At 70.5% G+C, this 21,545-nt stretch carries 28 protein-coding genes and 2 pseudogenes; 20 read left to right on the top strand and 10 right to left on the bottom strand.

Translation table 11 applies throughout. The features are described 5' to 3' along the window. Positions 1–37: 37 nt before the first annotated feature. Positions 38–1,690: a flippase activity-associated protein Agl23 gene (locus tag ACYQZ5_RS09890; RefSeq protein WP_459846026.1), complete on the bottom strand. Its 1,653-nt coding sequence runs from the start codon at positions 1,688–1,690 to the stop codon at positions 38–40. Between the two features lie 126 nt (positions 1,691–1,816). Between ACYQZ5_RS09890 and ACYQZ5_RS09885 the strand changes: the two genes are divergently transcribed. From ACYQZ5_RS09885 to ACYQZ5_RS09865, 5 genes are all read left to right on the top strand, one after another. Continuing rightward, positions 1,817–2,104 carry a DUF7964 domain-containing protein gene (locus ACYQZ5_RS09885; RefSeq protein WP_379732626.1) on the top strand — a complete coding sequence of 96 codons (288 nt, stop codon included), beginning with the start codon at positions 1,817–1,819 and terminating at the stop codon, positions 2,102–2,104. 41 nt (positions 2,105–2,145) lie between these two features. Further along, on the top strand, positions 2,146–2,586 hold the full coding sequence (locus tag ACYQZ5_RS09880) for a universal stress protein (RefSeq protein ID WP_379732625.1): 441 nt from the start codon (positions 2,146–2,148) through the stop codon (positions 2,584–2,586). 47 nt (positions 2,587–2,633) lie between these two features. Next, positions 2,634–2,969: a 2Fe-2S iron-sulfur cluster-binding protein gene (locus ACYQZ5_RS09875; RefSeq protein ID WP_379732624.1), complete on the top strand. Its 336-nt coding sequence runs from the start codon at positions 2,634–2,636 to the stop codon at positions 2,967–2,969. A gap of 59 nt (positions 2,970–3,028) precedes the next feature. Then, a complete protein-coding gene (locus ACYQZ5_RS09870; RefSeq protein WP_379818389.1) occupies positions 3,029–3,661 on the top strand; it encodes a rubrerythrin family protein in 633 nt (210 codons plus the stop codon). A 73-nt stretch (positions 3,662–3,734) separates the two neighbouring features. Then, positions 3,735–3,917 carry a TFIIB-type zinc ribbon-containing protein gene (locus ACYQZ5_RS09865; protein WP_379731679.1) on the top strand — a complete coding sequence of 61 codons (183 nt, stop codon included), beginning with the start codon at positions 3,735–3,737 and terminating at the stop codon, positions 3,915–3,917. A gap of 66 nt (positions 3,918–3,983) precedes the next feature. On the opposite strand, the gene ACYQZ5_RS09860 is transcribed toward ACYQZ5_RS09865, so the two are convergent. Next, positions 3,984–5,165 carry a S8 family serine peptidase gene (locus ACYQZ5_RS09860; RefSeq protein WP_417353590.1) on the bottom strand — a complete coding sequence of 394 codons (1,182 nt, stop codon included), beginning with the start codon at positions 5,163–5,165 and terminating at the stop codon, positions 3,984–3,986. Positions 5,166–5,320: 155 nt separating this feature from the next. On the opposite strand from ACYQZ5_RS09860, the gene ACYQZ5_RS09855 reads away from it, so the two are divergent. Then, complete coding sequence (locus tag ACYQZ5_RS09855; protein ID WP_379731680.1) at positions 5,321–6,067, top strand: DUF2797 domain-containing protein; 747 nt, start codon at positions 5,321–5,323, stop codon at positions 6,065–6,067. A 44-nt stretch (positions 6,068–6,111) separates the two neighbouring features. Then, positions 6,112–6,837, top strand: coding sequence for a ribosome assembly factor SBDS (locus ACYQZ5_RS09850; protein ID WP_379731681.1), 726 nt, complete (start codon positions 6,112–6,114; stop codon positions 6,835–6,837). 24 nt (positions 6,838–6,861) lie between these two features. On the opposite strand, the gene ACYQZ5_RS09845 is transcribed toward ACYQZ5_RS09850, so the two are convergent. Then, on the bottom strand, positions 6,862–7,197 hold the full coding sequence (locus ACYQZ5_RS09845; protein WP_379731682.1) for an FUN14 domain-containing protein: 336 nt from the start codon (positions 7,195–7,197) through the stop codon (positions 6,862–6,864). Positions 7,198–7,483: 286 nt separating this feature from the next. Between ACYQZ5_RS09845 and uppS the strand changes: the two genes are divergently transcribed. After that, positions 7,484–8,413: a polyprenyl diphosphate synthase gene (uppS, locus tag ACYQZ5_RS09840; protein WP_379731683.1), complete on the top strand. Its 930-nt coding sequence runs from the start codon at positions 7,484–7,486 to the stop codon at positions 8,411–8,413. On the opposite strand, the gene ACYQZ5_RS09835 is transcribed toward uppS, so the two are convergent. Continuing rightward, entirely contained in the window at positions 8,414–9,022 is a 609-nt protein-coding gene (locus tag ACYQZ5_RS09835) for an undecaprenyl diphosphate synthase family protein (RefSeq protein WP_459846021.1), read from the bottom strand. Between the two features lie 132 nt (positions 9,023–9,154). On the opposite strand from ACYQZ5_RS09835, the gene ACYQZ5_RS09830 reads away from it, so the two are divergent. From ACYQZ5_RS09830 to ACYQZ5_RS09820, 3 genes are all read left to right on the top strand, one after another. Further along, positions 9,155–10,510, top strand: a complete 1,356-nt coding sequence (locus ACYQZ5_RS09830) for a DUF92 domain-containing protein (RefSeq protein WP_459846019.1) — start codon at positions 9,155–9,157, stop codon at positions 10,508–10,510. Then, the gene (locus ACYQZ5_RS09825) at positions 10,507–10,914 is read left to right on the top strand and encodes a GNAT family N-acetyltransferase (RefSeq protein WP_379732158.1); all 408 of its coding nucleotides are present in this window, start codon (positions 10,507–10,509) and stop codon (positions 10,912–10,914) included. The genes ACYQZ5_RS09830 and ACYQZ5_RS09825 overlap by 4 nt, the downstream gene beginning before the upstream one ends. A gap of 69 nt (positions 10,915–10,983) precedes the next feature. After that, positions 10,984–11,457: a hypothetical protein gene (locus ACYQZ5_RS09820; protein ID WP_379732159.1), complete on the top strand. Its 474-nt coding sequence runs from the start codon at positions 10,984–10,986 to the stop codon at positions 11,455–11,457. 6 nt (positions 11,458–11,463) lie between these two features. On the opposite strand, the gene dnaG is transcribed toward ACYQZ5_RS09820, so the two are convergent. From dnaG to ACYQZ5_RS09790, 6 genes are all read right to left on the bottom strand, one after another. Beyond that, on the bottom strand, positions 11,464–12,846 hold the full coding sequence (gene dnaG / locus ACYQZ5_RS09815; protein WP_379732160.1) for a DNA primase DnaG: 1,383 nt from the start codon (positions 12,844–12,846) through the stop codon (positions 11,464–11,466). Between the two features lie 152 nt (positions 12,847–12,998). Further along, positions 12,999–13,376 (bottom strand): hypothetical protein, encoded by a 378-nt coding sequence (locus tag ACYQZ5_RS09810; protein ID WP_379732161.1) that lies wholly within the window; start codon positions 13,374–13,376, stop codon positions 12,999–13,001. A 4-nt stretch (positions 13,377–13,380) separates the two neighbouring features. After that, the gene (locus ACYQZ5_RS09805; protein ID WP_459846016.1) at positions 13,381–14,379 is read right to left on the bottom strand and encodes an ornithine cyclodeaminase family protein; all 999 of its coding nucleotides are present in this window, start codon (positions 14,377–14,379) and stop codon (positions 13,381–13,383) included. A gap of 51 nt (positions 14,380–14,430) precedes the next feature. Further along, the gene (locus ACYQZ5_RS09800) at positions 14,431–14,661 is read right to left on the bottom strand and encodes a DUF8015 family protein (RefSeq protein ID WP_379733211.1); all 231 of its coding nucleotides are present in this window, start codon (positions 14,659–14,661) and stop codon (positions 14,431–14,433) included. Positions 14,662–14,859: 198 nt separating this feature from the next. Further along, positions 14,860–15,261, bottom strand: a complete 402-nt coding sequence (locus tag ACYQZ5_RS09795) for a DUF3054 domain-containing protein (RefSeq protein ID WP_379818775.1) — start codon at positions 15,259–15,261, stop codon at positions 14,860–14,862. Positions 15,262–15,306: 45 nt separating this feature from the next. Then, positions 15,307–15,897, bottom strand: a complete 591-nt coding sequence (locus tag ACYQZ5_RS09790; RefSeq protein ID WP_459846014.1) for a class I SAM-dependent methyltransferase — start codon at positions 15,895–15,897, stop codon at positions 15,307–15,309. 77 nt (positions 15,898–15,974) lie between these two features. On the opposite strand from ACYQZ5_RS09790, the gene ACYQZ5_RS09785 reads away from it, so the two are divergent. The 9 genes and pseudogenes from ACYQZ5_RS09785 to ACYQZ5_RS14880 all read left to right on the top strand — a co-directional run. Further along, positions 15,975–16,610 carry a GNAT family N-acetyltransferase gene (locus ACYQZ5_RS09785; RefSeq protein WP_379818380.1) on the top strand — a complete coding sequence of 212 codons (636 nt, stop codon included), beginning with the start codon at positions 15,975–15,977 and terminating at the stop codon, positions 16,608–16,610. Between the two features lie 48 nt (positions 16,611–16,658). After that, complete coding sequence (gene fen / locus ACYQZ5_RS09780; protein WP_379732858.1) at positions 16,659–17,639, top strand: flap endonuclease-1; 981 nt, start codon at positions 16,659–16,661, stop codon at positions 17,637–17,639. Between the two features lie 124 nt (positions 17,640–17,763). Continuing rightward, on the top strand, positions 17,764–18,048 hold the full coding sequence (locus tag ACYQZ5_RS09775) for a hypothetical protein (protein WP_379818379.1): 285 nt from the start codon (positions 17,764–17,766) through the stop codon (positions 18,046–18,048). Continuing rightward, positions 18,045–18,398 (top strand): hypothetical protein, encoded by a 354-nt coding sequence (locus ACYQZ5_RS09770; protein ID WP_459846011.1) that lies wholly within the window; start codon positions 18,045–18,047, stop codon positions 18,396–18,398. The genes ACYQZ5_RS09775 and ACYQZ5_RS09770 overlap by 4 nt, the downstream gene beginning before the upstream one ends. Next, positions 18,395–18,982, top strand: a complete 588-nt coding sequence (locus tag ACYQZ5_RS09765) for a DUF7504 family protein (protein ID WP_379818378.1) — start codon at positions 18,395–18,397, stop codon at positions 18,980–18,982. The genes ACYQZ5_RS09770 and ACYQZ5_RS09765 overlap by 4 nt, the downstream gene beginning before the upstream one ends. A gap of 95 nt (positions 18,983–19,077) precedes the next feature. Next, complete coding sequence (locus ACYQZ5_RS09760; protein ID WP_379731997.1) at positions 19,078–19,350, top strand: BolA/IbaG family iron-sulfur metabolism protein; 273 nt, start codon at positions 19,078–19,080, stop codon at positions 19,348–19,350. Between the two features lie 49 nt (positions 19,351–19,399). After that, the gene (locus tag ACYQZ5_RS09755) at positions 19,400–20,812 is read left to right on the top strand and encodes a class II fumarate hydratase (protein WP_379731998.1); all 1,413 of its coding nucleotides are present in this window, start codon (positions 19,400–19,402) and stop codon (positions 20,810–20,812) included. A gap of 67 nt (positions 20,813–20,879) precedes the next feature. Beyond that, positions 20,880–21,269: pseudogene (locus ACYQZ5_RS09750) on the top strand (type II toxin-antitoxin system death-on-curing family toxin); the annotation flags it as partial. Between the two features lie 48 nt (positions 21,270–21,317). Beyond that, positions 21,318–21,473: pseudogene (locus ACYQZ5_RS14880) on the top strand (hypothetical protein); the annotation flags it as partial. Positions 21,474–21,545 lie beyond the last annotated feature (72 nt).

Genomic DNA, 21,545 nt, shown 5'->3' with positions numbered 1-21,545 from the left:
GCTCCGACGTTCTTCCCACTCGACGTTCTCTTCCGCCTCAGGCCGCCACGAACACGATCAGCCGTCGGTTCGTGAGGCCCTGCTCGATCGTGTAGCGCTCGTACTCGGAGAGCCGATCGGCGACCGCGAGCCGGTGGTCGGGCGTCGTGACGACCACCGGCGGCGCCGAGTCGGGCATCGCCGACGGCGCGGCGACGCTCTCGGTCCCCGCGCCGGCGCGCTCGACGTACCACGACAGCGGGAGCCGCGCGGTGAACGCGGCGCGCGCCCGCCCGGGCACCGGCGGCCGATCGAGCACTGTCTCGTCCTCAACGGCGAGCGCCTCGCCGACGTAGAGCACGCCCGTTCCCTCGTTCCCGGCGACAGCGTCCTCCATCGCGCTCACGGCCGTCCGGTACTCGCTCCCCGGCTGGGCGTACCCCGGGAGCGCGTCGCCGGCCGCGGGATCGTCGTACACCTCGCCGGCGATCACTGCGCCGGAGTGGAGGCCGGCGGCGGAGAGGAGCAGCAGCGCGGCGGCAATCCGGGCGGCGTCACCGACGGCGACGCTCTCGGCGGCGACGTTCCAGAGCCTCGCCAGCCCGACGGCCGCGGGGACCGTCGCCGGCGCGAGGACGTGGACCGCGACCCACGGCTCGTTCACCTCCGACGCGACGGGGACCAGCAGCAGCCCCGCGCCGGCCCAGTAGGCGGCGAAGTTCACCAGCGGCCGCGACCGGCCGGCGTACCGCTCCCGGAAGAACCCCCAGACGGCGAGGGCGACGACGGGCAGCGCCGCCGCCAGTAGCACCTCCGCGGTGCCGGCGACGAACGGGAGCAGCGGGTGGTCGTTCGTGTACGTCGGCGGCGCGTGTCGGCCGAGCACGCGCACCGAGAGGAACCGCTGGAGTGCGCCGACGGTGCCGGCTTCGAGCGCCGTCAGCAGCGTCGCCGGATCGCCGAGGTCGATCCGCCCCCGCGGGAGGTAGAACGCGACAGCGACGACGACCGTGATCGCGGCGGCGCGGAGCAGCGCGACGGACCGCCCGGCGACGCTATCGACGACCGAACGGACGCGGACGCGGAGTGCCGCCGGGTCCTCGCCCCGGACGCGTGCTTCGTCGAGCGTGAGGACGGCGGCGAGCAGCCAGCAGCCCAGTACCGCGAACACGAACCCGGAGGTGGTGAGCGCGAGACCGACTGCCGCCGCCGTGGCGTACAGCGCGCGACGACTCTCCCGGTCCCACGCGCGCCACGCGAAGCCGACGGCGACCAGCGAGAACGCCGCCAGCGGGAGGTCGCCCCGGAGGACGCGGGCGTAGTACAGCAGCGGCGGCGCGAGCGCGAGCAGCGCCGCGAGCGCGACGGTCTCGGTCCCGGAGAGGCCGCTGCGGGACTCCCGGTCCGTGGCCCGCCGGAACAGCAGCGCCCCGAGCGGCAGCAGCCCGCCGATCAGTGCGACCGGAAATCGGGCGGCGGCGTCGCTGGTGAGTCCGAGCGCGAACAGCCGTCGGCCGACGACGTAGAGGAACGGCCCGCCGGCGACGGGGCGGTACTCGTAGACGCCCGTCTCGAGCGATCGGAGCGCCCAGTAGCCGACCCGGGCCTCGTCCCAGTGGAACGGGCGCGTCCCGAGGCCGACCAGCCGGGCGAGGAGCGCCAGCGCCGCCAGCGCGACGACGCCCCGCTCGACCCGATCGAGTCGGCGCATGGCCGTCCCTGTCGCGCGCTGTGGCAAGAAGGTTCGGAAGCGTATTGGTCGGGGGACCGTTCGGAAGCGGCCCCGCCGCGAGGGACCGTTCGGAAGCGCCTTCTACGCGAGCCCTAACTGTCGACTATGAGCGTGCTCGACTCCCTCCCGGATCGCCCGCTGACCGACGCCGAACTCGCCTCGCTGAACCACTCGGATGCGCTCGACATCGCCGTCGACGTGGCCGACCGCGAGGGCGCCGGTGCGGGGGCGATCGCCGGGCTGCTCCTCGCGACCGAGGACTGGGTGAAGGGGCTGGTCTACGAACGGGACGGCTGGCGCGTCGTGGAGACGGAGGCGCTGGGCGACGGCGAGAACGAGCGCTACGAGGGGATGCAGACGTGTGAGTCGGCGGTTCGGGCGGCACTCGACTGAACCGGGGTTTCTAATCCCTCCCGCCCGATCCTCCCCACGAGATGTACGACGACATCCTCGTTCCCACCGACGGAAGCCCCGCCGCGACCGACGCGATCGATCACGCCGTCTCGCTGGCGGAGACGTACGGCGCCACCATCCACGCGCTGTACGTCGTCGACGCCAGCGCGTTCTCCTCGATCGAGTCCGGCTCCGAGCTGGTGATCGACGCGCTGGAGGAGGAGGGCCAGCGCGCGGTCAACGAGGTCGTCGACGCCGCCGAGGCCGCGGGCGTCGACATCGAGACTCACGTCGTCTCCGGCACCGCGTACCGCCGCATCCTCGACTACGTCGACAGCGAGGGCGTCGATCTGGTCGTGATGGGCACCCACGGCCGCAGCGGCGTCGAGCGGTTCCTGCTCGGCAGCGTCACCGAGCGCGTCGTCCGTACCTCGGACGTGCCCGTGCTCACGATCCGACACAAGTCCGAGGACGAGGCGTAGGCCGGATCGGGAAACGCTTTTCTCGGCTCCCCACCCAGCCTCGGAGGATGACCGAGCACACCGTGGAGTTCGTCGGCACCGGCGAGACCATCGAGGTTCCCGAGACCCGGCCGATCCTGCAGGTCTGCATGGAGGAGGGGATCGCCCAGGAGTACTCCTGTCGCGTCGGAATGTGTCTGGCCTGTTCTGCGGAGATCATCGAGGGCGAGGTCGAACAGACCGTCGTCGAACAGCGCGCGCTCACCGAGGAGGAGGCCGAGAACTACGCGTTGACGTGTATGGCCCGCCCCAAGTCCGACCTCAAACTCGACCGCGGGAGCTACCCGCCGAGCATCGAGGATGCCGAGGCCGACGCCGCCGACGCCGCGGCGGACGACGACTGATCTCCTCCGGGCGACCGACCGACGGGACATCTTTTCCTCCCGCCCACCGACGCTCGACCATGGACGGCGCGACGTTCCGCGAGCGGGTTGCCGACGCGAAACGGACGGAACTGGACGGGCTCGACTCGCCGGCGCTACTGACCGCGCTCACGGACGGCGAGCCGACGGTCCGGCGGGTGCTCGAAGCCGCCGCAGACTCCGAGCACGCCGCACACCTCACGTTCTCGCAGTGGGCCGACGACGAACCGAACGACCGGGCCCGCGAAGCGTTCGCGGCCGTGGCCGAGCGGGAGGCCGGCCACCGCGAACGCGTCCTCGACGCGATCGACGGCGAGTACGAGCCGAGCGACGGCGGCACGCTCCACAGCTATCTCCGCGGGCGCGAGGGGCCAATCGTCCGCGCTGCCGCGGGGATGGTCGGGCGGGGGCTGGTCGCCGACCGAACCCACCGGCAGGTGGTCTCGTTCTTCGCTGACGAGGGCGATACCGAGCGTGCGGACCTGTTCCGGACGCTCCGGGAGGAGACCGACTCGGGGACTGAACGCGGGCTGGAACTGCTGGAAGCGCTGTGTGACTCCGAGGAGGAGTGGGCGGACGCCCACGGCGTCGCGGAGTACACGATCCAAATCGCCCGCGACGACTTCGCCGACGCGCTGGCACGGACGGGTGGCGACCCGAGTTCAGTGCGGTGATCCCGCCGGCTCCACCCGGTCAGGGCCGGCCCAACTTTGAAGCGGCTCGCCGAACAAATCCGTGGGGAGAGCAATGAGCGTAGGACTCCTGAGCACAATCTCGGACGCGATCTCCGGCGGGTCCGACGGTGACGACGACGTGTTCACCTACCAGTGTGCGTCGTGTGGCACCGAGTTCGACCTGCCGAAGACGCGCATGATCGGCGTCCGCTGTCCGGACTGCCGCTCGATGGACGTCCGGGACGCCTCCGAGTGAGGCCGGCTCGCCGGTCGAGCGCTCGACCGGCCGTTCTCTCCGTTTTCGACCGATAGCGGGGCGCCGTCAGTTGTCGCTGGAGTCGTAGCCCAGCGCGGCCGCCACGTCGAGCAGGCCGCTGCCCGACTCGTTGCTGCCGAGGCCGATGTCCTCGGCCGTGCTCTTGAGCGTGTCGCGGATCTCCGTCCGGGAGAGGCCCTGGGCGGCGAGCTGGCCGGCGGCGCCGGCGACGTGCGGGCAGGCCATCGACGTGCCGCTCTTCTGGCCGTAGCCGCCCGCGACCGTGGAGTTGACGTTCTCGCCGGGCGCCGCGATCTCGACCTCCGGTCCCGTCGAGGAGAAGGAGGCGAGGCTGTCGTCGGAGCTGGTCGCGGAGACGGCCATCACCTCGTCGTAGGCGGCCGGGTAGCCCACGCAGTCGGTACAGGAGCCGGAGTTGCCCGCTGCGGCGACGAGGAACACGCCCGCGTCCGCCGCGTAGGCCACCGCGTCCTTCAGCGTCTGCGAACTGCTGGAGCCGCCGAGGCTCATCGAGGCAACGTCCCAGCCCTGATCGGCGACGTACTCGACGCCCGCCGCGATGTCGGAGAAGCTTCCCGAGCCGCCGCAGTCGAGCACCTTCACCGCGTGCAGCGTCGCCTGGGTCGAGACGCCGACGACGCCCTGTTCGTTGTTCACCGCGTTCGCGGTGCCGGCGCAGTGGGTGCCGTGGTCGTTGTCGTCGGACCAGTCGGTGTTACAGCTGTTCGAGTTGCCCGAGAAGTAACAGCCGCCGAACGGCCCGCCGGAGCCACACGTCGCGAACGCCTTCCCCTCGCCGACGTTCGCTTGGAGGTCGGGGTGGTCGTCGTCGATCCCGGTGTCGATGATCGCGATGTCGGCGCCGTCCCCGGTGTCGCCGTTCGTGTGCGCCACCTCGCTGTCGGTCCGGTCGATCCCCCACGGGGTGGACTGGGCCAGCGCCTCCATCGTCCCGTTCTCCTCGACGTAGCGGATGTTGGGGTTGTTCCGGAGCCCCTTCGCGGCCTGTGCGGGCATCCGCTTGGTCATCGCGCCGAACGCGAACTCCCGGACCTCCTCGCCCGGCGCTCCCTTGGCCTTCGACCGGCCCCGCCCGTTCGCCCAGCCGATGTTGACCTCGATCTTCTCGTCGTCCTTCGCGGCGGCGACCCCCGAGAGCGTCGACGCCCCGGCGGCGGTACCGACCAGTTTCAGCGCGTCACGACGTGTCGAGCCGTTTCGTGGCATGACGACTCGTACCACAAACTGGCGAGTAGATAAATCTTTGCTAATTTATAGAGTAAATAACTCGTATAGGATGGAAAATCATCCGATAAACGAGAGGATAGATAGGTGGACGCCGCGATGAACAGCCATATGCGGACCCACACCCAAGCCGGCGTGTGCAGTTCGTGGGCTACGATTCGGGCGACGGAGGCCTGTTGCTGGCCGCCGACGACGGGGTAGAGTACGTCGATCTGACGCCCGGAGCCGAACTCGCCTACACGCTCGGCGACCGCCACTGCGCGGGCGTCGTCGACGACGGCGAACACGTCGCCTGCGACGCCGACGCCGCGCCGTACTGCGACCAGCACAGCCACGTCTGGGTCTGTGCACGCTGTACCGGCGAGTGTCTGAAAGACGAGATGGACTGCTTCGAGGACCACGCGGTGTACCTCGCCGCCTTCGCCCCGGACACGTTCAAGGTCGGCGTCACGCGCGAGTGGCGCCTCGAAACCCGGCTACTGGAGCAGGGCGCCGACCGCGCGGCCCACATCCGGACCGTCGACGACGGCCGCGCCGCCCGGCGGATCGAGGCCGGTATCGCCGAGCGCATCCCGGATCGCGTCCGCGTGCCCACGAAGATCGACGGACTCGGCCGCTCAGTCGACGACGAGGCATGGCAGGACCTGCTCGGGGAGTTCGACCCGATCGAGACGTTCGACTTCGACTACGGCCTCGATCTCGCGGGCCGCCCGGTCGCGGAGACGATGGCCACCGGGACGGTTCGCGGCGTGAAGGGCCGGATCCTGCTGCTCGATCGCGGCGGCAGCACGTACGCCGTCGACCTGCGCGAACTGGTGGGGTACGAGGTCAGCGAGGGGGCGAGCGAGCGCGAGATGCAGTCGAGTCTGGGAGCGTTCGGCTGACCGGAGGGCGACGGTTTATAGGCCCGGCCGTGGAACCCTGAAGCATGATTCCGCTCGACGACGCCGTCACCGCCCGGCTCGAGTCACACGGCGAGCGCTTCGAAGTGCTCATCGACCCCGACGCCGCCTTGGAGATCAAGCGCGGCGAGTTCGAGGGCGACCTCGAGGACGTGATCGCCGCGGAGGACGTGTTCGAGAACGCCTCGCGGGGGGACCGCCCGGCCGAGGCCGATCTGGAGGAGGTGTTCGGCACGACCGACCCGCTGGAGATCATCCCCGAGGTCGTCGAGCGCGGGGAGATACAGATCACCGCCGAGCAGCGCAAGGAGATGGAGGAGCAGAAGCACAACGCGCTGGTCAACAAGATCGCCCGGAACGCGGTCAACCCCCAGATGGATAACGCCCCACACCCGCCCGAGCGCATCGAGCGGGCGCTGGAGGAGGCCGGCTTCTCGATCGACCCGATGGAGCCTGTGGAGTCACAGGTCGACGACGCGCTCGACGCGCTCCGGCCGGTGATCCCGATCCGGTTCGACGAGATCACCGTCGCGGTGAACGTCCCCGCCGACTACGCGGGTAGCGCACAGGCGAAGATCCGCCAGTACGGCGACCTCGAACGCGAGGAGTGGCAGGCCGACGGCTCCTGGATCGGCGTGGTCACGTTCCCCGCCGGGATGCAGAACGACTTCTACGACCTCGTCAACGAGGAGACCAGCGGCGAGGCGGAGACGAGCATCGTCAAGGAGAAAGACGACCTGAAGACGCGCTGATCGGCGATCGACGGTTCTCGACCGTTAGGCCCGCCGCCACCCGACGTAGAAGCCGCCGGTGAAGCCCGCGGAGACCGACAGCGTCGAGAGGATCGTCTGGAGCCACGTCGGCGGCGCCCCGCTGGCGGCGTCCTGACTGGCGCCCATCAGCCCGGAGGTGAGCTTGTCCCAGTCGACGGTGATGATCTCGCGGGACTCGAGGAACTTGAACAGCGCCAGTTCGATGCCGACGAGCACGGCGATGATCTTGGCGACTTTCTTCGCGGCGAAGCCGATAATGGCACCGATCAGCGCACCGGAGCCGGCCTCCACGCCGAGTTGCCGGAAGTTGAGGTCTATCTGTAACGCGAGGGGATCCATGGACGGTACTCTGTCGCTCCGGGTTAAGTCGTTTGTGGGAACCGCAGCAGTCGCTCCGAATCGCCGACACGGAGGTCGCTGACGCTCGCGTGCTGTTGCTCGCCCACGACCGCGGCATCCGCTCTTCGACCGTGACACGGAGGTCACGGTCGGTCGCGCGCCGCGGTCTCGGTACGTCACACCCGATCGCGGCAGTCGCTCCGAGTCAGCGATACGGAGGCCGCTGACGCTCGCGTGCCGCGATAGCGTCACAAGACTCATACTCGCCGACGGCGCACAGCCACCCATGAAGCAGTGGCTCCGGGAGCAGGTTGCACGCGCCTACCAGCGCCTGCTCCGCCGCGAGGGCGACGGCGGCCCGTCCCACGTCGCGATCATTCAGGACGGGAACCGTCGCTACGCCCGCGAACGGGGCGACGAGGCGACCGAGGGGTACGACGCCGGCGCCCGGACGACCGAGCAAGTGCTGGAGTGGTGTCAGGACCTCGGAGTGAAGGAACTCACCCTCTACGCGTTCTCGACGGAGAACTTCAAACGCCCCCCGGAGCAGCGCGAAAAACTCTACGACCTGCTCGAAGAGAAACTCACCTCCATCGCCGACAACGACCGCATCCACGAGAACGGGGTGGCGATCCGCGCCATCGGCGAGACCGGCCGCCTGCCCGACCGCGTCCGGGAGGCGATCCGCTACGCCGAGGACCGCACCGCCGGCTACGACTCGTTCCGGCTCAACGTCGCGCTCGCCTACGGCGGTCGAAACGAACTCCTCCGGGCCGCCCGGGACGTACTCGAAGACGTCGAGGCCGGCGAACTCGACCCCGCGGCGATCGACACCGACCTCGTCGACGACCGCCTCTACGGCCGGGAGGTCCGGGACGTGGACCTGATCATCCGCACCGGCGGCGACGAGCGCACCTCGAACTTCCTCCCGTGGCACGCCAACGGCAACGAGGCCGCGGCGTACTTCTGTGCGCCGTACTGGCCGGAGTTCTCGAAGACCGACTTCCTGCGCGGAATCAGAACCTACCAGTCCCGCGAGCGCTCGTGGCAGCGCACCCGCCGGGAGCGGGCAGCCGCGATCGTGCGCGCGGTCGCCGAGACCGAACTCGCCGAAGCCCGGACGGTGGCGGGCCGATTGCGCGAGAAGCTCCCCGGTACGGCGGCACCCGAACTCGACGCCGAACTCGACGGCAGTACCGCCGAGTCCGCGGACTGATTACTCCCCGAACCGACGCTGGCGGTTCTCGAACTCCCGCACCGCCCGGAGGTAGTCCCGCTTCCGGAAGTCCCGCCAGTTCACGTCCGTGAAGTACAGCTCCGAGTACGTCGACTGCCAGATCAGGAAATCGGAGAGCCGCTCGGCGCCGGTCTTGATGAGCAGGTCCGGCTCCTCCGGGAACACGAGGTGGTCTGTCACCGTCTCCTCGTCGACCGCCTCGGGGTCGAGGTCGCCGGCCGCCACGTCCTCGGCCATCTCCCGGACTGCGCGGGCGAACTCCCCGCGGCCGCCGAGGCCGACGTTGATCCGGATCGGGGCGTCGGCGCGCTCGGCGCCGTCCGGTCCCCGGACGGCGACCGCTCTGGGGGCGTCGATCCCGCGGAGTTCCCGGACGAGCGTCGGCACGACCGCCTCGTCAAGCACCGACACCGAGACGGTCACCCGCTCGGCGCCGTAGTCGAACGCCCAGCCGAGCGTCCGTTCGAGCGTGTCGTAGGCGCCCTGCTCCAGCAGGTCACGCTCCGTCAGTACGAGCGCGACGTGGTCGGGACCGTCGGCGTCGGCGAGGCGGTGGCGGAGGGCGAGGTAGGCGTCGTACGCTCCCACGGCTCCCTCTGGGTGGTGCGCGCTCGAAAAGCCTTCGCTGGGCGCTCAAGCCGCGGAACCACACCACAGTGGACCGGTCGGCACCGGCGTGGTGTCGGGACCGTTAAGTGGGCGTCGGGGGTAGCCGACGACGTGAACCGGAGGCTCAGGCGTGACGCGGGCTTCGCCGCGGTCTCCCTGCTCGCGCTCGCAGCGCCGCTGCTCGGCCGGGCGACGGCGCTGCCGTTCCTCGCCGTCGCCGGCGCCGCGGCGCTGCTGATCGAGGACGGCCCGCTGTTCGAGCTGTTCGCCCGCCCGCGGGACCGACAGGCCGGCCGCCTCTACGGCCTCGCGGCGTTCTCGCTGTCGGCGGCCGTCCTCGCCGTCCTCGCGGCGCCGCCGGTCGCCGCCACCTACACCATGCCGCTGCCGGCGTTCGCCGCCAGCGTCGTCGCCGTCGGCGTCGGCAACCTCGGCGCCACCGCGGTCCGGGACCGCTTCGAGGAGCAGTTCCTCGTCGTCTCGACGTTCACCGTCGTCGCGTTCGCCGCCGCGCTGTTCGCCCAGTTGGCCGTCGTCGGGCTGGCGGCCGTGCCGCTCACCCCCGGGAGCGTCGACGCCACCCTCATGGTCGCCGCGCCGACGTTCACGTTCCACGCCGCGACGGCGGCGCTGGTGGCCGCGCTCACCCGGTCGATGCTCTCGCCGGGCGACGCCGGCGCGGTGACGTTCGCGGTCGGCGCGGCGATGCTCGTCGTCGGCGCGCTCGCGCCCGCGGTCCACGTCCTCGACGTGGGGCTCGCGCTGGCCGTCGCCGCGTTCCTCGGCAGCGTCACCTACGCCACCGGCACGGCCTCCGTCGAGGGGATGCTCTCGGGCGTGTTACTGTGTCTGGCCGCCATCGGACTCGGCGGGCCGGGCTGGTTCGTCCTCCTACTCACGTTCTTCGGCGTGGGGACGCTCTCGACGAAGTTCCGCTACGAGGAGAAAGCCGACCGCGGCGTCGCCGAGGAGAACGAGGGCGCCCGGGGGCTGGGCAACGTGCTCGGTAACGCCGGCATCGCCCTCGTCGCGGTCGTCGGCTTCGCGGCCGCGCCCGAACTCCCGATCGACGCCGACCTGTTCCGGCTGGCGTTCGCCGGCTCGCTCGCCACCGCGACCGGCGACACGCTCTCCAGCGAGATCGGCGGCCTGTTCGACAGCCCGCGGCTGGTCACGACCGGCGAGCGCGTCCCGCCGGGGACCGACGGCGCGGTCACGTGGCAGGGCGAACTCGCGGGGGTCGTCGGCGCCGCGCTGGTCGGGGTGCTCGCGGTGGCGGTACTCGGCCTCACCCGCTCGCCGCCGGTCGTGGTCGCGCTCGTCACCGTCGGCGGGGTCGTCGGCATGACGGCCGACAGCCTGCTCGGCGCCACCGTCGAGGGCGACCGCCTCGAGAACGAGACGGTGAACCTCCTCGCGACGCTGTCGGGCGCGCTGGCGAGCGTCCTGCTCACGGTCGTCCTGTGATCCGCGAGGCTCGTCCCGAGGACCGGGCGGCCGTTCGCCGCCTCCAGCAGTACCTCCCCGAGCCGGCTCCGGAGCTGCTCGACCCGGTCGCCGGCGGCGAACTGCTCGTCGCGACCGACGAGGGAGCCGTGGTCGGCTACCTCCTGTGGTTCCCCGGGGAGCCGACCTACGCCGCCGAACTGGTCGTCCACCCCGACTACCGCCGGGCGGGCCGCGGCCGCGCACTGTTCCGCGCCCTGTTCGATCGGCTTGCTCCCGGCACCGAAGTGACGCTGAGGGTCGCCGCCGAGAACGAGGGGGCACAGGCGCTCTATGAGGAACTGGGCTTCGAGCGCGTCGCCGTCGAGCTGGACGCCTACGACGGCGACGCCGGCTACCTGATGCGTGCGGTCGTCGTCGGCTGACCGATAGCCGGAAATCGTGCCTCGATACGTACGTATACGTTGGTGGAGTCAACAGTGACACGTGTCCCCATGCCGAAGAAGCCGTCCGACTCCCGGGCCGTCGAGTACTTGGCGGAGAAGGGACCCTCCCCGCGCAAGCAGCTCCCGGTACAGAACCTCGCGACGAACGTCCGCGCGCTGATCGGAACGCTCAACATCTCCGGCGGCCCGGGCGGCGGCGGGTCAACCGAGGGCGTCGCCGGCGGCCTGACCGAAGTCGCGTACCTCCGTGACAGCCACGATCTGGAGACCGTCGTCCGGGCGTGGATCGAGGTGAACGAGGCGGAGGTCGAGCAGCTCCCCGCCGACTCCGTCCGGCGGCGCCTGCGTGCCTCGGTGCCCCGCGAGCAGCGCGACGTGGTCAGCGAGGTGCTCTCGGAGGCCGGCTACGAGGTGGACTACACCGACCGCGGCGGCAGACAGACCGACCCCTTCGAGTGTAGCCTCTGTGGCTCCTCGGTGCCCGACATCGCTTCCCACCTCCCGAAGTGTCCGGAGCGGTAGGGCCGGTCAGGAGAGGAACCCTTCCACCGGCCGGACGTGTGGGGTCACGGGCTGTTTGACGAACTCGCCGGTCGTGCGGGCGACGGCGTGCTGGAGGTCGCGGTCGGCTGCGGCGTCGAGGACGCGCTGGTCGAGTTCGCCGTCGAGTACCAGCGCGTGGGCGCCCTCGGCGCCGTCGACGGTCTCGTAGGCGTCGCCGGCGGGCGCCTCCGTCAGCGTCGTCAGTTCCTCGTCGAGCAGCCTGACGGTGCCGGCGTTCTCGCCGACGACCTCCCGGACGTGTTCGGCCAGCGTCGGTGTCGCCGGCTCGGCGGGTTCGTCCGTCGTCTCTTCGGTCGTCTCGGTCGTGCTGTCGACCTGCTCGACGAGTGACTGCTCGGCGATCGCCGCCCCGTCGGTCACGGCCGTCTTCGACGACTCCTCGTCGGCCGGACCGCCCGGCTCGTCGGGGCCGCTCGTGTCGTCGTCGCCGATCGACACCGCGTCGCCGCCGACGATCGGTGGCTCCTCCGCGCTTCCTGTCTCGCGGACCGTGTCGCCGGTCACGACCTCGCGGGCCGACTCGGCGTCGCCGGCCTCCCGGGCGCGCTCGTACACCTCGTACGGCGTCTTCTCCCGTAGGGCGGCGAGCAGTTCGCCGCGGCGGAGTTCCTCGACGGACTCCCCCTCGGGCGCGAACGCGACGAAGTCCACGTCGCCGACCTGCCCGAGTTCGCGGAGGATCAGTTGCCCGCCGCGGTCGCCGTCGAGGAAGGCGGTCGTGGTCCGCTCCGTCGTGAGTTCGGCGACCTCCGCGGGGACGTTGGTGCCCTCGACGGCGACGGCGTTTTTCACACCGAACTCGAGGAGGCGGGCCACGTCGGCCCGCCCCTCGACGACGACGACTGCGTCGCCGTCGGCGACGTTCGGACCGGCCGGGTAGCCCTCGTACTCGTCCATCTCGCCGGCGCGGACGGACTCGCGGACCTCCTCGTGGAGTTCGTCGCTGGTGAGCACGCTCTCCTCGAAGGAGTTCGCGAGCAGTTCCTTGGCGCGCTGGACGACGATCCGGCGCTTGGCGGCGCGGATGTCCTCGATGTCGGTCACTTCGATCCGGGCCTGACAGGGGCCGACCCGGGAGATCGTCTCGAGCGACGCCGCGAGGATCGCGGTCTCGACTTTGTCCATCGAGGAGGCGATCGTCACGTCGCCGAAGGACTGGCCGCCTTCGGTCTCGACGCTCACGTCGATGCGGCCGACCTTCGAGGAGTCCTGCAGGTCACGCAGGTCCATCTCGTCGCCGAGCAGGCCCTCGGTCTGGCCGAACACTGCGCCGACGACGTCGCTTCTCTCGATGACACCGTCCGCCGACAGTTTCGCGTGAATGAGGTATTTCGCTGTGTCTTGCATAGTGAGTGCCCGATCCGGGCTGAATGGTGATGTGAGACGGTCGCTCCGCTCGTTCGAAACGAGGCGATACGATTGGTTATACCTGTCGTCGGGCGGGTTCCCGTCGCGATCGCTCCCCCGAAGGACGACTGCGCTTCGCCGACGACTGGCGACTACGGCGCCACCGTCGCCTCACCGAACAGCGGGATCGAGAACAGGTACAGTAGCACCGCGCCCGCACTGGCGAGGATCGCCCAGTTCCGGCCGCGCGTGCCCCCCTCCCGCAGCACGACGACGCCCGCCAGCACCAGCAGCGCCAGTTGGAGGAGGCTCTCGACGTGGCTGGCGGTGATCCCGAACGTCCCGCGCAGGACGCCAACGGTGAGGGTCGTCGTCGCGACGGTCAGCGCGCCGCCGGCCGCGACCGCGACCGCCGACTCCGACGCTTCACGGATCGCCGCCGTCAGTCCGAGGTTACAGAGCGTGCGAGCGACGACCAGCGCGGTCAACAGCCCCGGGGACGTCCAGCCCGGGAACAGCCACTCGAACACGGCCTCACTCCCCGGTCAACGCCTGACTCGCCGGCGAGAACTCGATCGTCTCCCCGAGGCCCTGCTCGACGGCCTTCTCGTACAGCAGGTACGCGCCGGCGACCGTCTCGATCCCGGTGCCGCCGGAGTCGAACACGGTGATCTCCTCGTCGTCGGTCCGTCCCTCGGCTTCGCCGGCGATCACCTCCCCGAGTTCGGCGTGGATGTGGTCCTCCTCGACGACGCCCTCTTCCAGCGCGTGGAGGAACGAGCCGGCGTCCTTCGTCGCCCGGTCGCGGAGGTCCGGCACGTATTTCGCCCGCTCGATCGTCGTCGCGTCGAGTTCGCGCTTCTCGGGGTCGTACTGCCCCATTGCGGTGACGTGGGTGCCGGGTTCGAGGTCGTCGCCGTCGAACACCGGCTCCGAGGCGGTGGTGGCGGTGATCACCACGTCGGCGTCCTCGACGGCCGCCGCCGGGGAGGCGACCGCGGCGACCGCGGCGTCGAGGCGCTCGTTCATCTCGCCCGCGAAGCTCTCGCGGGACTCCTTCGTCGGAGAGAACACCCAGACGGTTTCGAGATCGCGGACCTCGGCGGTGCAGCGGAGCTGCCCGCGGGCCTGCGCGCCCGAGCCGATGAGCGCGACGCTGTCGGCGTCCTCGCGGGCGAGCGCGTCGACGCCCACCGCGCCCGTCGCGCCGGTCTTGAACGGGTTCATCGACGCGCCGTCGAGCACCGCCAGCGGCTCCCCGGAGTCGGCGTCGAACAGCGGCGTCGTGAACCACGCGTCCTCCGCGCCGAAGCCGGCGCTGTACATGTAGCCGCCCATCGCGCCCGTGTCGGGCAGTATCGCGCCGTAGCTGGTGAGCATCCCCGGCGGGTCGCCGCTGCCGAGTTTGGTTCGCGGCTCGGCGGCGGCGCCCTCGCCGCGCTGGCGGTACCCCTCGCGGACGGCGTCGACGTACTCCGCGGGATCGGCGAGTCCGTCGACGTCGTCGCTACGGAGGAACAGCGTCTCGGTCATACCCCCACAGTCGGGGGCGAACGCCTAAACAGTACTTGCCTGACGGCGGTCTCAGTCGGCGTTCGTCCCCGGCGGCTCCGAGCGGGGGGGTACCTCCGACCGGGACCGCTCGTCGACCGCCGGGGTCCGGACGAACAGAGCGTGGCCGACTACGACCATCGACGCCCCCGCCCCGAGGAACAGTGCCCCACGCAAGGGGATCCCGAGGAGCGAGAGCGCTGCCGTCACTCCGACCAACACACCCGGAATCAGGGCGAGTACGTAGTCGTAGTAGCCAGTCATACTCCAGTACGAACTTCGAAATCATCCGTATTAACTGTTTCCCGTAGCCCAGACGTAATCCGAACGGTGGTCACCGATACGGTTTACCGAAACTCTACGGAACCATCCCGATGAATTTCCATAAGTTATGGACCGTCCCGGTACTGGCCCGACGCGAGGGTAACGACGATCGATCGCCGGAGCGTTCGGGCGGCGGCCTCAGCGGAGTTTGAACGCGACCCAGCGCCAGCCGGCCAGCGCGACCGAGCCGGTGGCCAGCATCACGGCGAGGAAGATGGCCAGGTTCGTGTCGAAACTGCTCTGGAGCGCGCCGCGGATCGCGACGCCGATCACCGCCGCCGGCACCCACGAGCGGATCGCCAGCGGCACCGCGGCCTTCGCCGACTCGGCGGCGCCGGCGGAGTAGGCGCCCACCGGGACGCTCGCGACCGCCCAGCCCAGCAGGAACGGCGCGGCGGTTTCGAGCAGCGCGACCACGCCCGTCAGGGAGTTGTGGTTGCTCATGCCGATCGCGATCACGACCAGGATCGCGATCGCGTCGCCGACCGCCAGCGGCGCGGCCGACCCGTCGACCCGTTTCGAGAGGAACGACTCGCTCATGGCTTCGGGTTTCCCCTCCCCCCTACTGACTCCTTCGCTCCCGACTCACTCGCCGGGGACGCGCCCGGCGACCGTGTACACCGTGCCGCGGTCGAGCACCCGCGACTGCAGGCCGGCGCGTGTCAGGTCCCGCGCCGCCGCGTCGACGGCGACGAACTGGGAGTCCATCCCGAACAGCGCCTCGCCCAGCATGATCCCTCGCCCCGGCAGCGTCGTCGGGTCGAAGTCCCGGATCACCACGACGCCGCCGGGCGCGACGACGCGCGACGCCTCCCGGACCGCGGCCTCGCGGTCGGGCAGGTGGTGGTAGGCGTCGACAACGACCGCGGCGTCGACGGCGTCGCCCCGGAGCGGCAGTCGCCCGGCGTCCGCGCGGACGGCCGGGAGTCCGCGGCCTCGCGCGCGGTCGAGCATCCCCGCCGACACGTCGGCGACGACGGGGTCGTACTCGGGGGCGAGCGCCGCCGCGACCCGGCCCGTTCCGCCCGCGAGATCGAGCACTCGCTCGACCGGGCGCTCCGCGAACGCGAACGCCTCGGTCGCCCAGTCGGTCCGCGAGGGGGGCATCGCCACGTCGTAGAGCCGCGCGACGCGGTCGAAGAAGCGCACGTCGCCGCGGCCGAGCCAGCCGGTCATAGCCCTACGGTGGACGGCCGTGGGGATCAACCCGGCGACGGCGAACGCTCATAAGGATCCAGCCGTTTCGATCCGATATGGAGTTCGCGCTGCTGGGCTGGCCGGCCGCGGGGCCGACGCTCCGCTTGGACTTCCGGGAGTTCAGCTACGCGGGGAAGTTCGTGATGAGCAACACGGGCAAGGCGGTCGCCCGCGACCCGGGCGGCCCGCGGGCCGAACCCCGGAGCGTCGACGCCGACGTGGAGCGCCACAAGCCGGGGAGCGAGAGCGACCCGTTCGAGCGCGACGTGGTCGCCGCCGCCGCGTTCAACGAGGACCGCACCGACCCGGGCGTGCTGTGGATCCGCTACATCACCACCCGCCACGACCGACGTGGCGAGGGGATCGGCGCCCGGCTCGCGGCGTTCGTCGCCGAACGCGCCGAGCAGCAGGGGTACCGCCGCTGCCGGATCGCGGTCAACAACCCCTTCGCGTACCACGCGCTGTACAAGGCCGGCTTCGTGTTCACCGGCCGGGAGACGGGGCTGGCGGAGCTGGTGCTCGAACGGCCGGGCCAGCGCGACGCCGCGACGTACCAGTGCGGGCTGGACACGTTCCGAACCGACGAGGAGCGCGACCTCAGCGACGACGAACGCGCGTTCCTCGACCGTCGCGAGGGCGACGACGCGCCCGCGCTCGTCCCGGTGCCCGAGGGGCCGACGCCGGAGCCCTGACCGGCCGCGATCCTCCACCTTCAAGCCCGCGCGTCGGCTACCCGGCCCATGGGCAACGCGGATCTCCGCGACGTGGCGGTCATCGAGGACGTCCCCTTCGACTCGCTGTCGGGGAGCGTCGTCGCCGTCGACGCGCACAACTGGCTCTACCGCTACCTCACGACGACGGTGAAGTTCACCGCCGACTCGGTGTACACGACCGACGACGGCGAGGAGGTCGCCAACCTCGTCGGCGTCGTACAGGGGCTGCCGAAGTTCTTCGAGGCCGACGTGACGCCGGTGTTCGTGTTCGACGGCGGCGTCACCGACCTCAAGAGCGACGAGGTCGAGCGCAGACGGGAGCAGCGCGAGAAGGCCGAGCAGCGCCGACAGGAAGCCGAGGAGTCCGGTGATTCCGTCGAGGCAGCCCGGCTCGACGCCCGGACCCAACGCCTGACGGACACGATCCACGAGACTACCCGCGGGCTGTTCGACCGCCTCGACGTGCCGTACATGGAGGCACCTGCCGAGGGCGAGGCCCAGTGTGCTCACATGGCCGCCGTCGGGGACGTAGACTACGCCGGCAGCGAGGACTACGACACGATGACGTTCGGCTCCCCCCTGACGCTCAGACAGCTCACCTCGAAAGGGGATCCGGAGCTGATGGACCTCCAGAAGACCCTCGAGAAACACGAGATCACCTACGAACAGCTCGTGGACGTGGCGCTGCTGATGGGGACGGACTTCAACGAGGGCGTCAGCGGCTACGGCCCCAAGACGGCCGTGAAAGCCGTGAAGGAACACGGCGACGTCTGGGGCGTGATGGACGCCGACGACGTGTACGTCGAGAACGCAGACCGGGTCCGGGAGCTCTTTTTCGACCCGCCGGTCACCGACGAGTACGACCTCGACCTCGACGTGGATCCGGACATCGACGCCGCGAAACGCTACGTGACCGAGACGTGGGGAGTCGACGCCGACGAGGTCGAGCGCGGCTTCGAGCGCATCGAGGACTCGCTCGTCCAGACCGGACTCGACGACTGGACGTAGCCCGACTCCCGTGGGAGCGTCGTTTCTTCCTGATAGTTCGAAACCCGAGAAGAAGCCCGAGCCTGTCGTGTGGTCGTCGTATAGCTGACGATAGACTTATCAGGTGACAGTAGTACCAACTGGTGTGATCCTCGAGCGCGCGCTCACGGTCGCCACCACGCTCGCGCTGCTCGGGTCGTTCGCGTTCTCGCTGATCGCCGTTCGGGGGTACTGGAACGCCCCGTTCGGCGACGTGTTGCGCCCGCTGCCGGTCGCGTTCGGCGGCTTCCTCGCGGCGTCGATCCCCGGCGCGCTCGGCGCCGCGGTGCCGCTTCGCTACCGGGCCGTCGTCGCCAGCGCTGCCGTCCTCGCTGCGTTCGTCGCCGCCGCCCAGGGCGTGGTCCTGCTCGCGGGGTGGCGCCGCGTATGACCGCGGTCACGCCGGTCGGGCTGCTGGCGCTGCTCGACGCGCTGACGCTCTCGGTCACCAGCGCGTTGCTCGTCTACCCCGTCGTCCGCTACTCCGGCAACGTCGCGCACACGGCCGGCTTCCTCTCGCTGGCGACGGCGTTCGTCCTGCTGACGGCGGCGGCCGTCGACGTGCTCCTGTTCGGTCCGGGTCTCCGCGTCTCGCTGCTCGTGTTGCTGGCCTCACTTGCCGCCCTCGCCGGCACCGCATCGTTCGCGCGGCCGTTCCTGACCGTTCCGACGCCGTCGCCCGACGACGACCCCGAGCCGGCGGCGTTCGAAGGCCGGTTCGACGGGGGTGGCGAACAGTGAGCTTCGGCAGCCGGTCGATGCTGCTCGCGCCCGAAGTCGGGCGAGAGCGCGCGGGGACCGACGTCCCCGAGGACACGGCGACGCTCCCCGAGGAGTCCGGCCGGCAGGCGCTGGTGACGCTCCCGTCGATGAGCACCGGGCTGACCGAACTGCCCGAGCGCGGCTTCGAGAACCTCCTCGTCGTCTCGCCGTGGGCGCCCGACCGGGTGGAGTCCGCGCTCCGGGACCGCGGCGTGCCGGTGGGGAACTGCGGCCTGATCCCGGTCAACGGCTCGCCGGTGCGCTACGACGGGCCGCTCTGGACGACCGAGGCCGTCTCGCCCGCGGACCTGACCGGGCTGTCGATGCGCTACTGCGAGGCGATGCGGCACGTCGAACCCGGCGAGGGCTGGGTGCTGATCGACAACGTGCAGGTGCTGCTGATGTACGTCGACGCCGACCGGGCGGTCCGGCTGCTGGATCGCCTCACCCGACAGGCGCGTGAGCGCGACGTGACGGGCGTGGTCGCGGTCGACCGCAGCGCCGTCGAGACGCGGACGCTCGCGACGCTCGGCCAGCTCGTCGGGACGGTCGTCGAGCGCTGACGCCGAGCCAGTCGGCCGCGACGGCGTCGACGGTTCGCGTGTTCCCGACGATCCCCACCGACTGCCTTTTCACCCCGCACGACCGGGGGTAGCGTATGGACACGGACGAACTCGAAGCGACGATCGAGGCCGAGATCCCCGACGCGGAGGCGACAGTCGACCTCCCCCGGGCTCACCACGACCGGAACCACCAGGACGCCCACTTCGCGGCGGTCGTCGTCTCCCCCGCCTTCGAGGGGGAGACGCTGGTCGACCAGCACCAGATGGTGTACGACGCGGTCGGCGACGAGATGACCGACAGCGTCCACGCGCTGGAGATCGAGACGTACACGCCCGAGGAGTACGCCGAGCGCGAGAGCGAGGAGTAGCCTCGCCGACATCGGAGGGTTTTACGCCGCACCGGCCGATCGGCCGGGCATGAGCGAAGAGGACTACCGAACCGAAGCGGACAGCCTCGGCGAAGTGCAGGTGCCCGCGGACGCCTACTGGGGCGCCCAGACCCAGCGTGCGATCCAGAACTTCCCCATCTCCGACAGCACCTTCGGCCGGCGGTTCGTCCGCGCGCTCGGCGTCGTGAAGAAGGCCGCCGCGCAGGCCAACCGTGATCTGGGCCACCTCGACGAGGAGACCGCCGACGCGATCGTCGCCGCCGCCGACGAGGTGATCGCTGGCGATCACGACGACCAGTTCCCCGTCGACGTGTTCCAGACCGGCTCCGGCACCTCATCGAACATGAACGCCAACGAGGTGATCGCCAACCGCGCCGCCGAGATCATCGGCGCGGAGGTCGGCGACCGCGTCGTCCACCCCAACGACGACGTGAACTTCGGGCAGTCCTCCAACGACGTGATCCCGACGGCGATGCACGTCGCCGCGCTGGAGGCCGTCGAGAAGGACCTCACGCCCGCGCTGGAGACGCTCGCCGACGAACTCGAAGCGAAGGAAGCGGAGTTCGACGGTGTGGTCAAGACCGGCCGCACCCACCTGCAGGACGCCACCCCCGTCCGGCTCGGACAGGAGTTCGGCGGCTACCGCACGCAGGTCGAGAAGGGAATCGACCGGCTGGAGAGCGTCCGCCCGCGGCTCGCGGAACTGGCGCTGGGCGGCACCGCGGTCGGCACCGGCCTCAACACCGACCCCGAGTTCCCCGAACTCGCCGCGGAGTACATCAGCGAGGAGACCGGCCTCGGCTTCCGCGAGGCCGACGACCACTTCGAGGCCCAGGCCGCCCACGACGCCATGAGCGAGGCCCACGGCGCGCTGCGCGTGGTCGCGGGCAGCCTGAACAAGATCGCCAACGACCTCCGGCTGCTCGCCTCCGGCCCGCGGAACGGCCTCGGCGAGATCGAGCAGCCCGAGAACCAGCCCGGCTCCTCCATCATGCCCGGCAAAATCAACCCCGTCGTCGCCGAGGCGGTGAACCAGGTCCACAAGCAGGTCGTGGGCAACGACGCCGCAGTTTCGGCGGGCGCCGCGGAGGGGCAGATCGACCTGAACCTCTACAAGCCCGTCATCGCGCACAACTTCCTCGAGTCCGCCGAACTGCTCTCGAACAGCGCGTCGACGTTCGCCGAGAAGTTCGTCGCGAAGTTGGAAGCGAACGAAGAGCACTGCGAGGCCCAAGTCGAACGCTCGATGGCGCTGGCGACGGCACTCAACCCCGCTATCGGCTACGACAAGGCGTCGAAGGTCGCCAAGAAGGCCCTGGCTGAGGGGAAGTCCGTGAAGGAGGTCGCTGTCGCCGAGGGGTACCTGACCGAGGAAGAGGCTGAAGCGGTGCTTGACCCCGAGAAGATGACTCACCGCGGGATTCTGGGCGACGAAGACTGAGAGTCGGTCCGCGGCTCGGAGCCGCCGAGCGGAAACGGTTATCGGGGCGTGCGAGAAAGCCGAGGCCGTGACGGACGACCTCGCGTACCCCGCCACCGACACCGTTCTCGGTCTGCACGAGCAGATCGTCGCGGACGGGGAGATCACGGAGCCGGGCGTTCGGTCTGCGGCGTCGGTCGGCTCCGCGGTGCAGTACGTCTCGGAGGGGTTCTTCGGCGAGGTCCCGGAGTCGATACACGAGAAGGCGGTACAGCTGATGCGGCTGCTCGTCGCGGAGCACCCGTTCGTCGACGGGAACAAGCGGACCGCGCTCCGCACCGTCGTCGTCTTCTACGCGCTGAACGGGAGCGCGTTCGAGTACGGTCACGAGATCCGGGCGCTGCTCCACCGGTTCGCGGCCGACGACGGCGACGTGGACGCCGACACGGCCGTCGTCTACTTCCGGCGGTGTGCCCGCTGGAGCGACGGGACCGCCGAGGGCGCTCGGGGCGCGACACCTCCCGGCGACGACTCGGCGACTGTCGACGAGGAACTGCGCCGCCTCTCCGAACGGTACCGGTCGGCCGAGAGCGACGAGGAGCGACGCGAGATCGCGCTGGAGATCGGGGAGATCGACGGCCGACGCCACGCCGGGATCTACGAGGCGCTCGAGGACGAGTGAGCGCTCGCCAACCCCGCCCCGAGTAGCCCGACCGCCCGCGACTGCGACCATTTTTACCCCCACCGCCCCCCA

This window comes from Halolamina salina, from assembly GCF_054653455.1.
The sequence above is the reverse complement of the archived record's forward strand: the minus strand, read 5'-3'. Positions and strand labels throughout refer to the sequence as shown.

Coding starts and splice junctions, on each gene's coding strand:
- dnaG (WP_379732160.1), bottom strand. CDS start 12,846: ATGCAAGACACAGCGAAATACCTCATTCACGCGAAACTGTCGGCGGAC.
- ACYQZ5_RS09805 (WP_459846016.1), bottom strand. CDS start 14,379: ATGACCGAGACGCTGTTCCTCCGTAGCGACGACGTCGACGGACTCGCC.
- ACYQZ5_RS09800 (WP_379733211.1), bottom strand. CDS start 14,661: ATGACTGGCTACTACGACTACGTACTCGCCCTGATTCCGGGTGTGTTG.
- ACYQZ5_RS09865 (WP_379731679.1), top strand. CDS start 3,735: ATGAGCGTAGGACTCCTGAGCACAATCTCGGACGCGATCTCCGGCGGG.
- ACYQZ5_RS09790 (WP_459846014.1), bottom strand. CDS start 15,897: ATGACCGGCTGGCTCGGCCGCGGCGACGTGCGCTTCTTCGACCGCGTC.
- ACYQZ5_RS09875 (WP_379732624.1), top strand. CDS start 2,634: ATGACCGAGCACACCGTGGAGTTCGTCGGCACCGGCGAGACCATCGAG.
- ACYQZ5_RS09885 (WP_379732626.1), top strand. CDS start 1,817: ATGAGCGTGCTCGACTCCCTCCCGGATCGCCCGCTGACCGACGCCGAA.
- ACYQZ5_RS09755 (WP_379731998.1), top strand. CDS start 19,400: ATGAGCGAAGAGGACTACCGAACCGAAGCGGACAGCCTCGGCGAAGTG.
- ACYQZ5_RS09820 (WP_379732159.1), top strand. CDS start 10,984: ATGCCGAAGAAGCCGTCCGACTCCCGGGCCGTCGAGTACTTGGCGGAG.
- fen (WP_379732858.1), top strand. CDS start 16,659: ATGGGCAACGCGGATCTCCGCGACGTGGCGGTCATCGAGGACGTCCCC.
- ACYQZ5_RS09890 (WP_459846026.1), bottom strand. CDS start 1,690: ATGCGCCGACTCGATCGGGTCGAGCGGGGCGTCGTCGCGCTGGCGGCG.
- ACYQZ5_RS09850 (WP_379731681.1), top strand. CDS start 6,112: ATGATTCCGCTCGACGACGCCGTCACCGCCCGGCTCGAGTCACACGGC.
- ACYQZ5_RS09870 (WP_379818389.1), top strand. CDS start 3,029: ATGGACGGCGCGACGTTCCGCGAGCGGGTTGCCGACGCGAAACGGACG.
- ACYQZ5_RS09860 (WP_417353590.1), bottom strand. CDS start 5,165: ATGCCACGAAACGGCTCGACACGTCGTGACGCGCTGAAACTGGTCGGT.
- ACYQZ5_RS09770 (WP_459846011.1), top strand. CDS start 18,045: ATGACCGCGGTCACGCCGGTCGGGCTGCTGGCGCTGCTCGACGCGCTG.
- uppS (WP_379731683.1), top strand. CDS start 7,484: ATGAAGCAGTGGCTCCGGGAGCAGGTTGCACGCGCCTACCAGCGCCTG.
- ACYQZ5_RS09795 (WP_379818775.1), bottom strand. CDS start 15,261: ATGAGCGAGTCGTTCCTCTCGAAACGGGTCGACGGGTCGGCCGCGCCG.
- ACYQZ5_RS09760 (WP_379731997.1), top strand. CDS start 19,078: ATGGACACGGACGAACTCGAAGCGACGATCGAGGCCGAGATCCCCGAC.
- ACYQZ5_RS09845 (WP_379731682.1), bottom strand. CDS start 7,197: ATGGATCCCCTCGCGTTACAGATAGACCTCAACTTCCGGCAACTCGGC.
- ACYQZ5_RS09880 (WP_379732625.1), top strand. CDS start 2,146: ATGTACGACGACATCCTCGTTCCCACCGACGGAAGCCCCGCCGCGACC.
- ACYQZ5_RS09785 (WP_379818380.1), top strand. CDS start 15,975: ATGGAGTTCGCGCTGCTGGGCTGGCCGGCCGCGGGGCCGACGCTCCGC.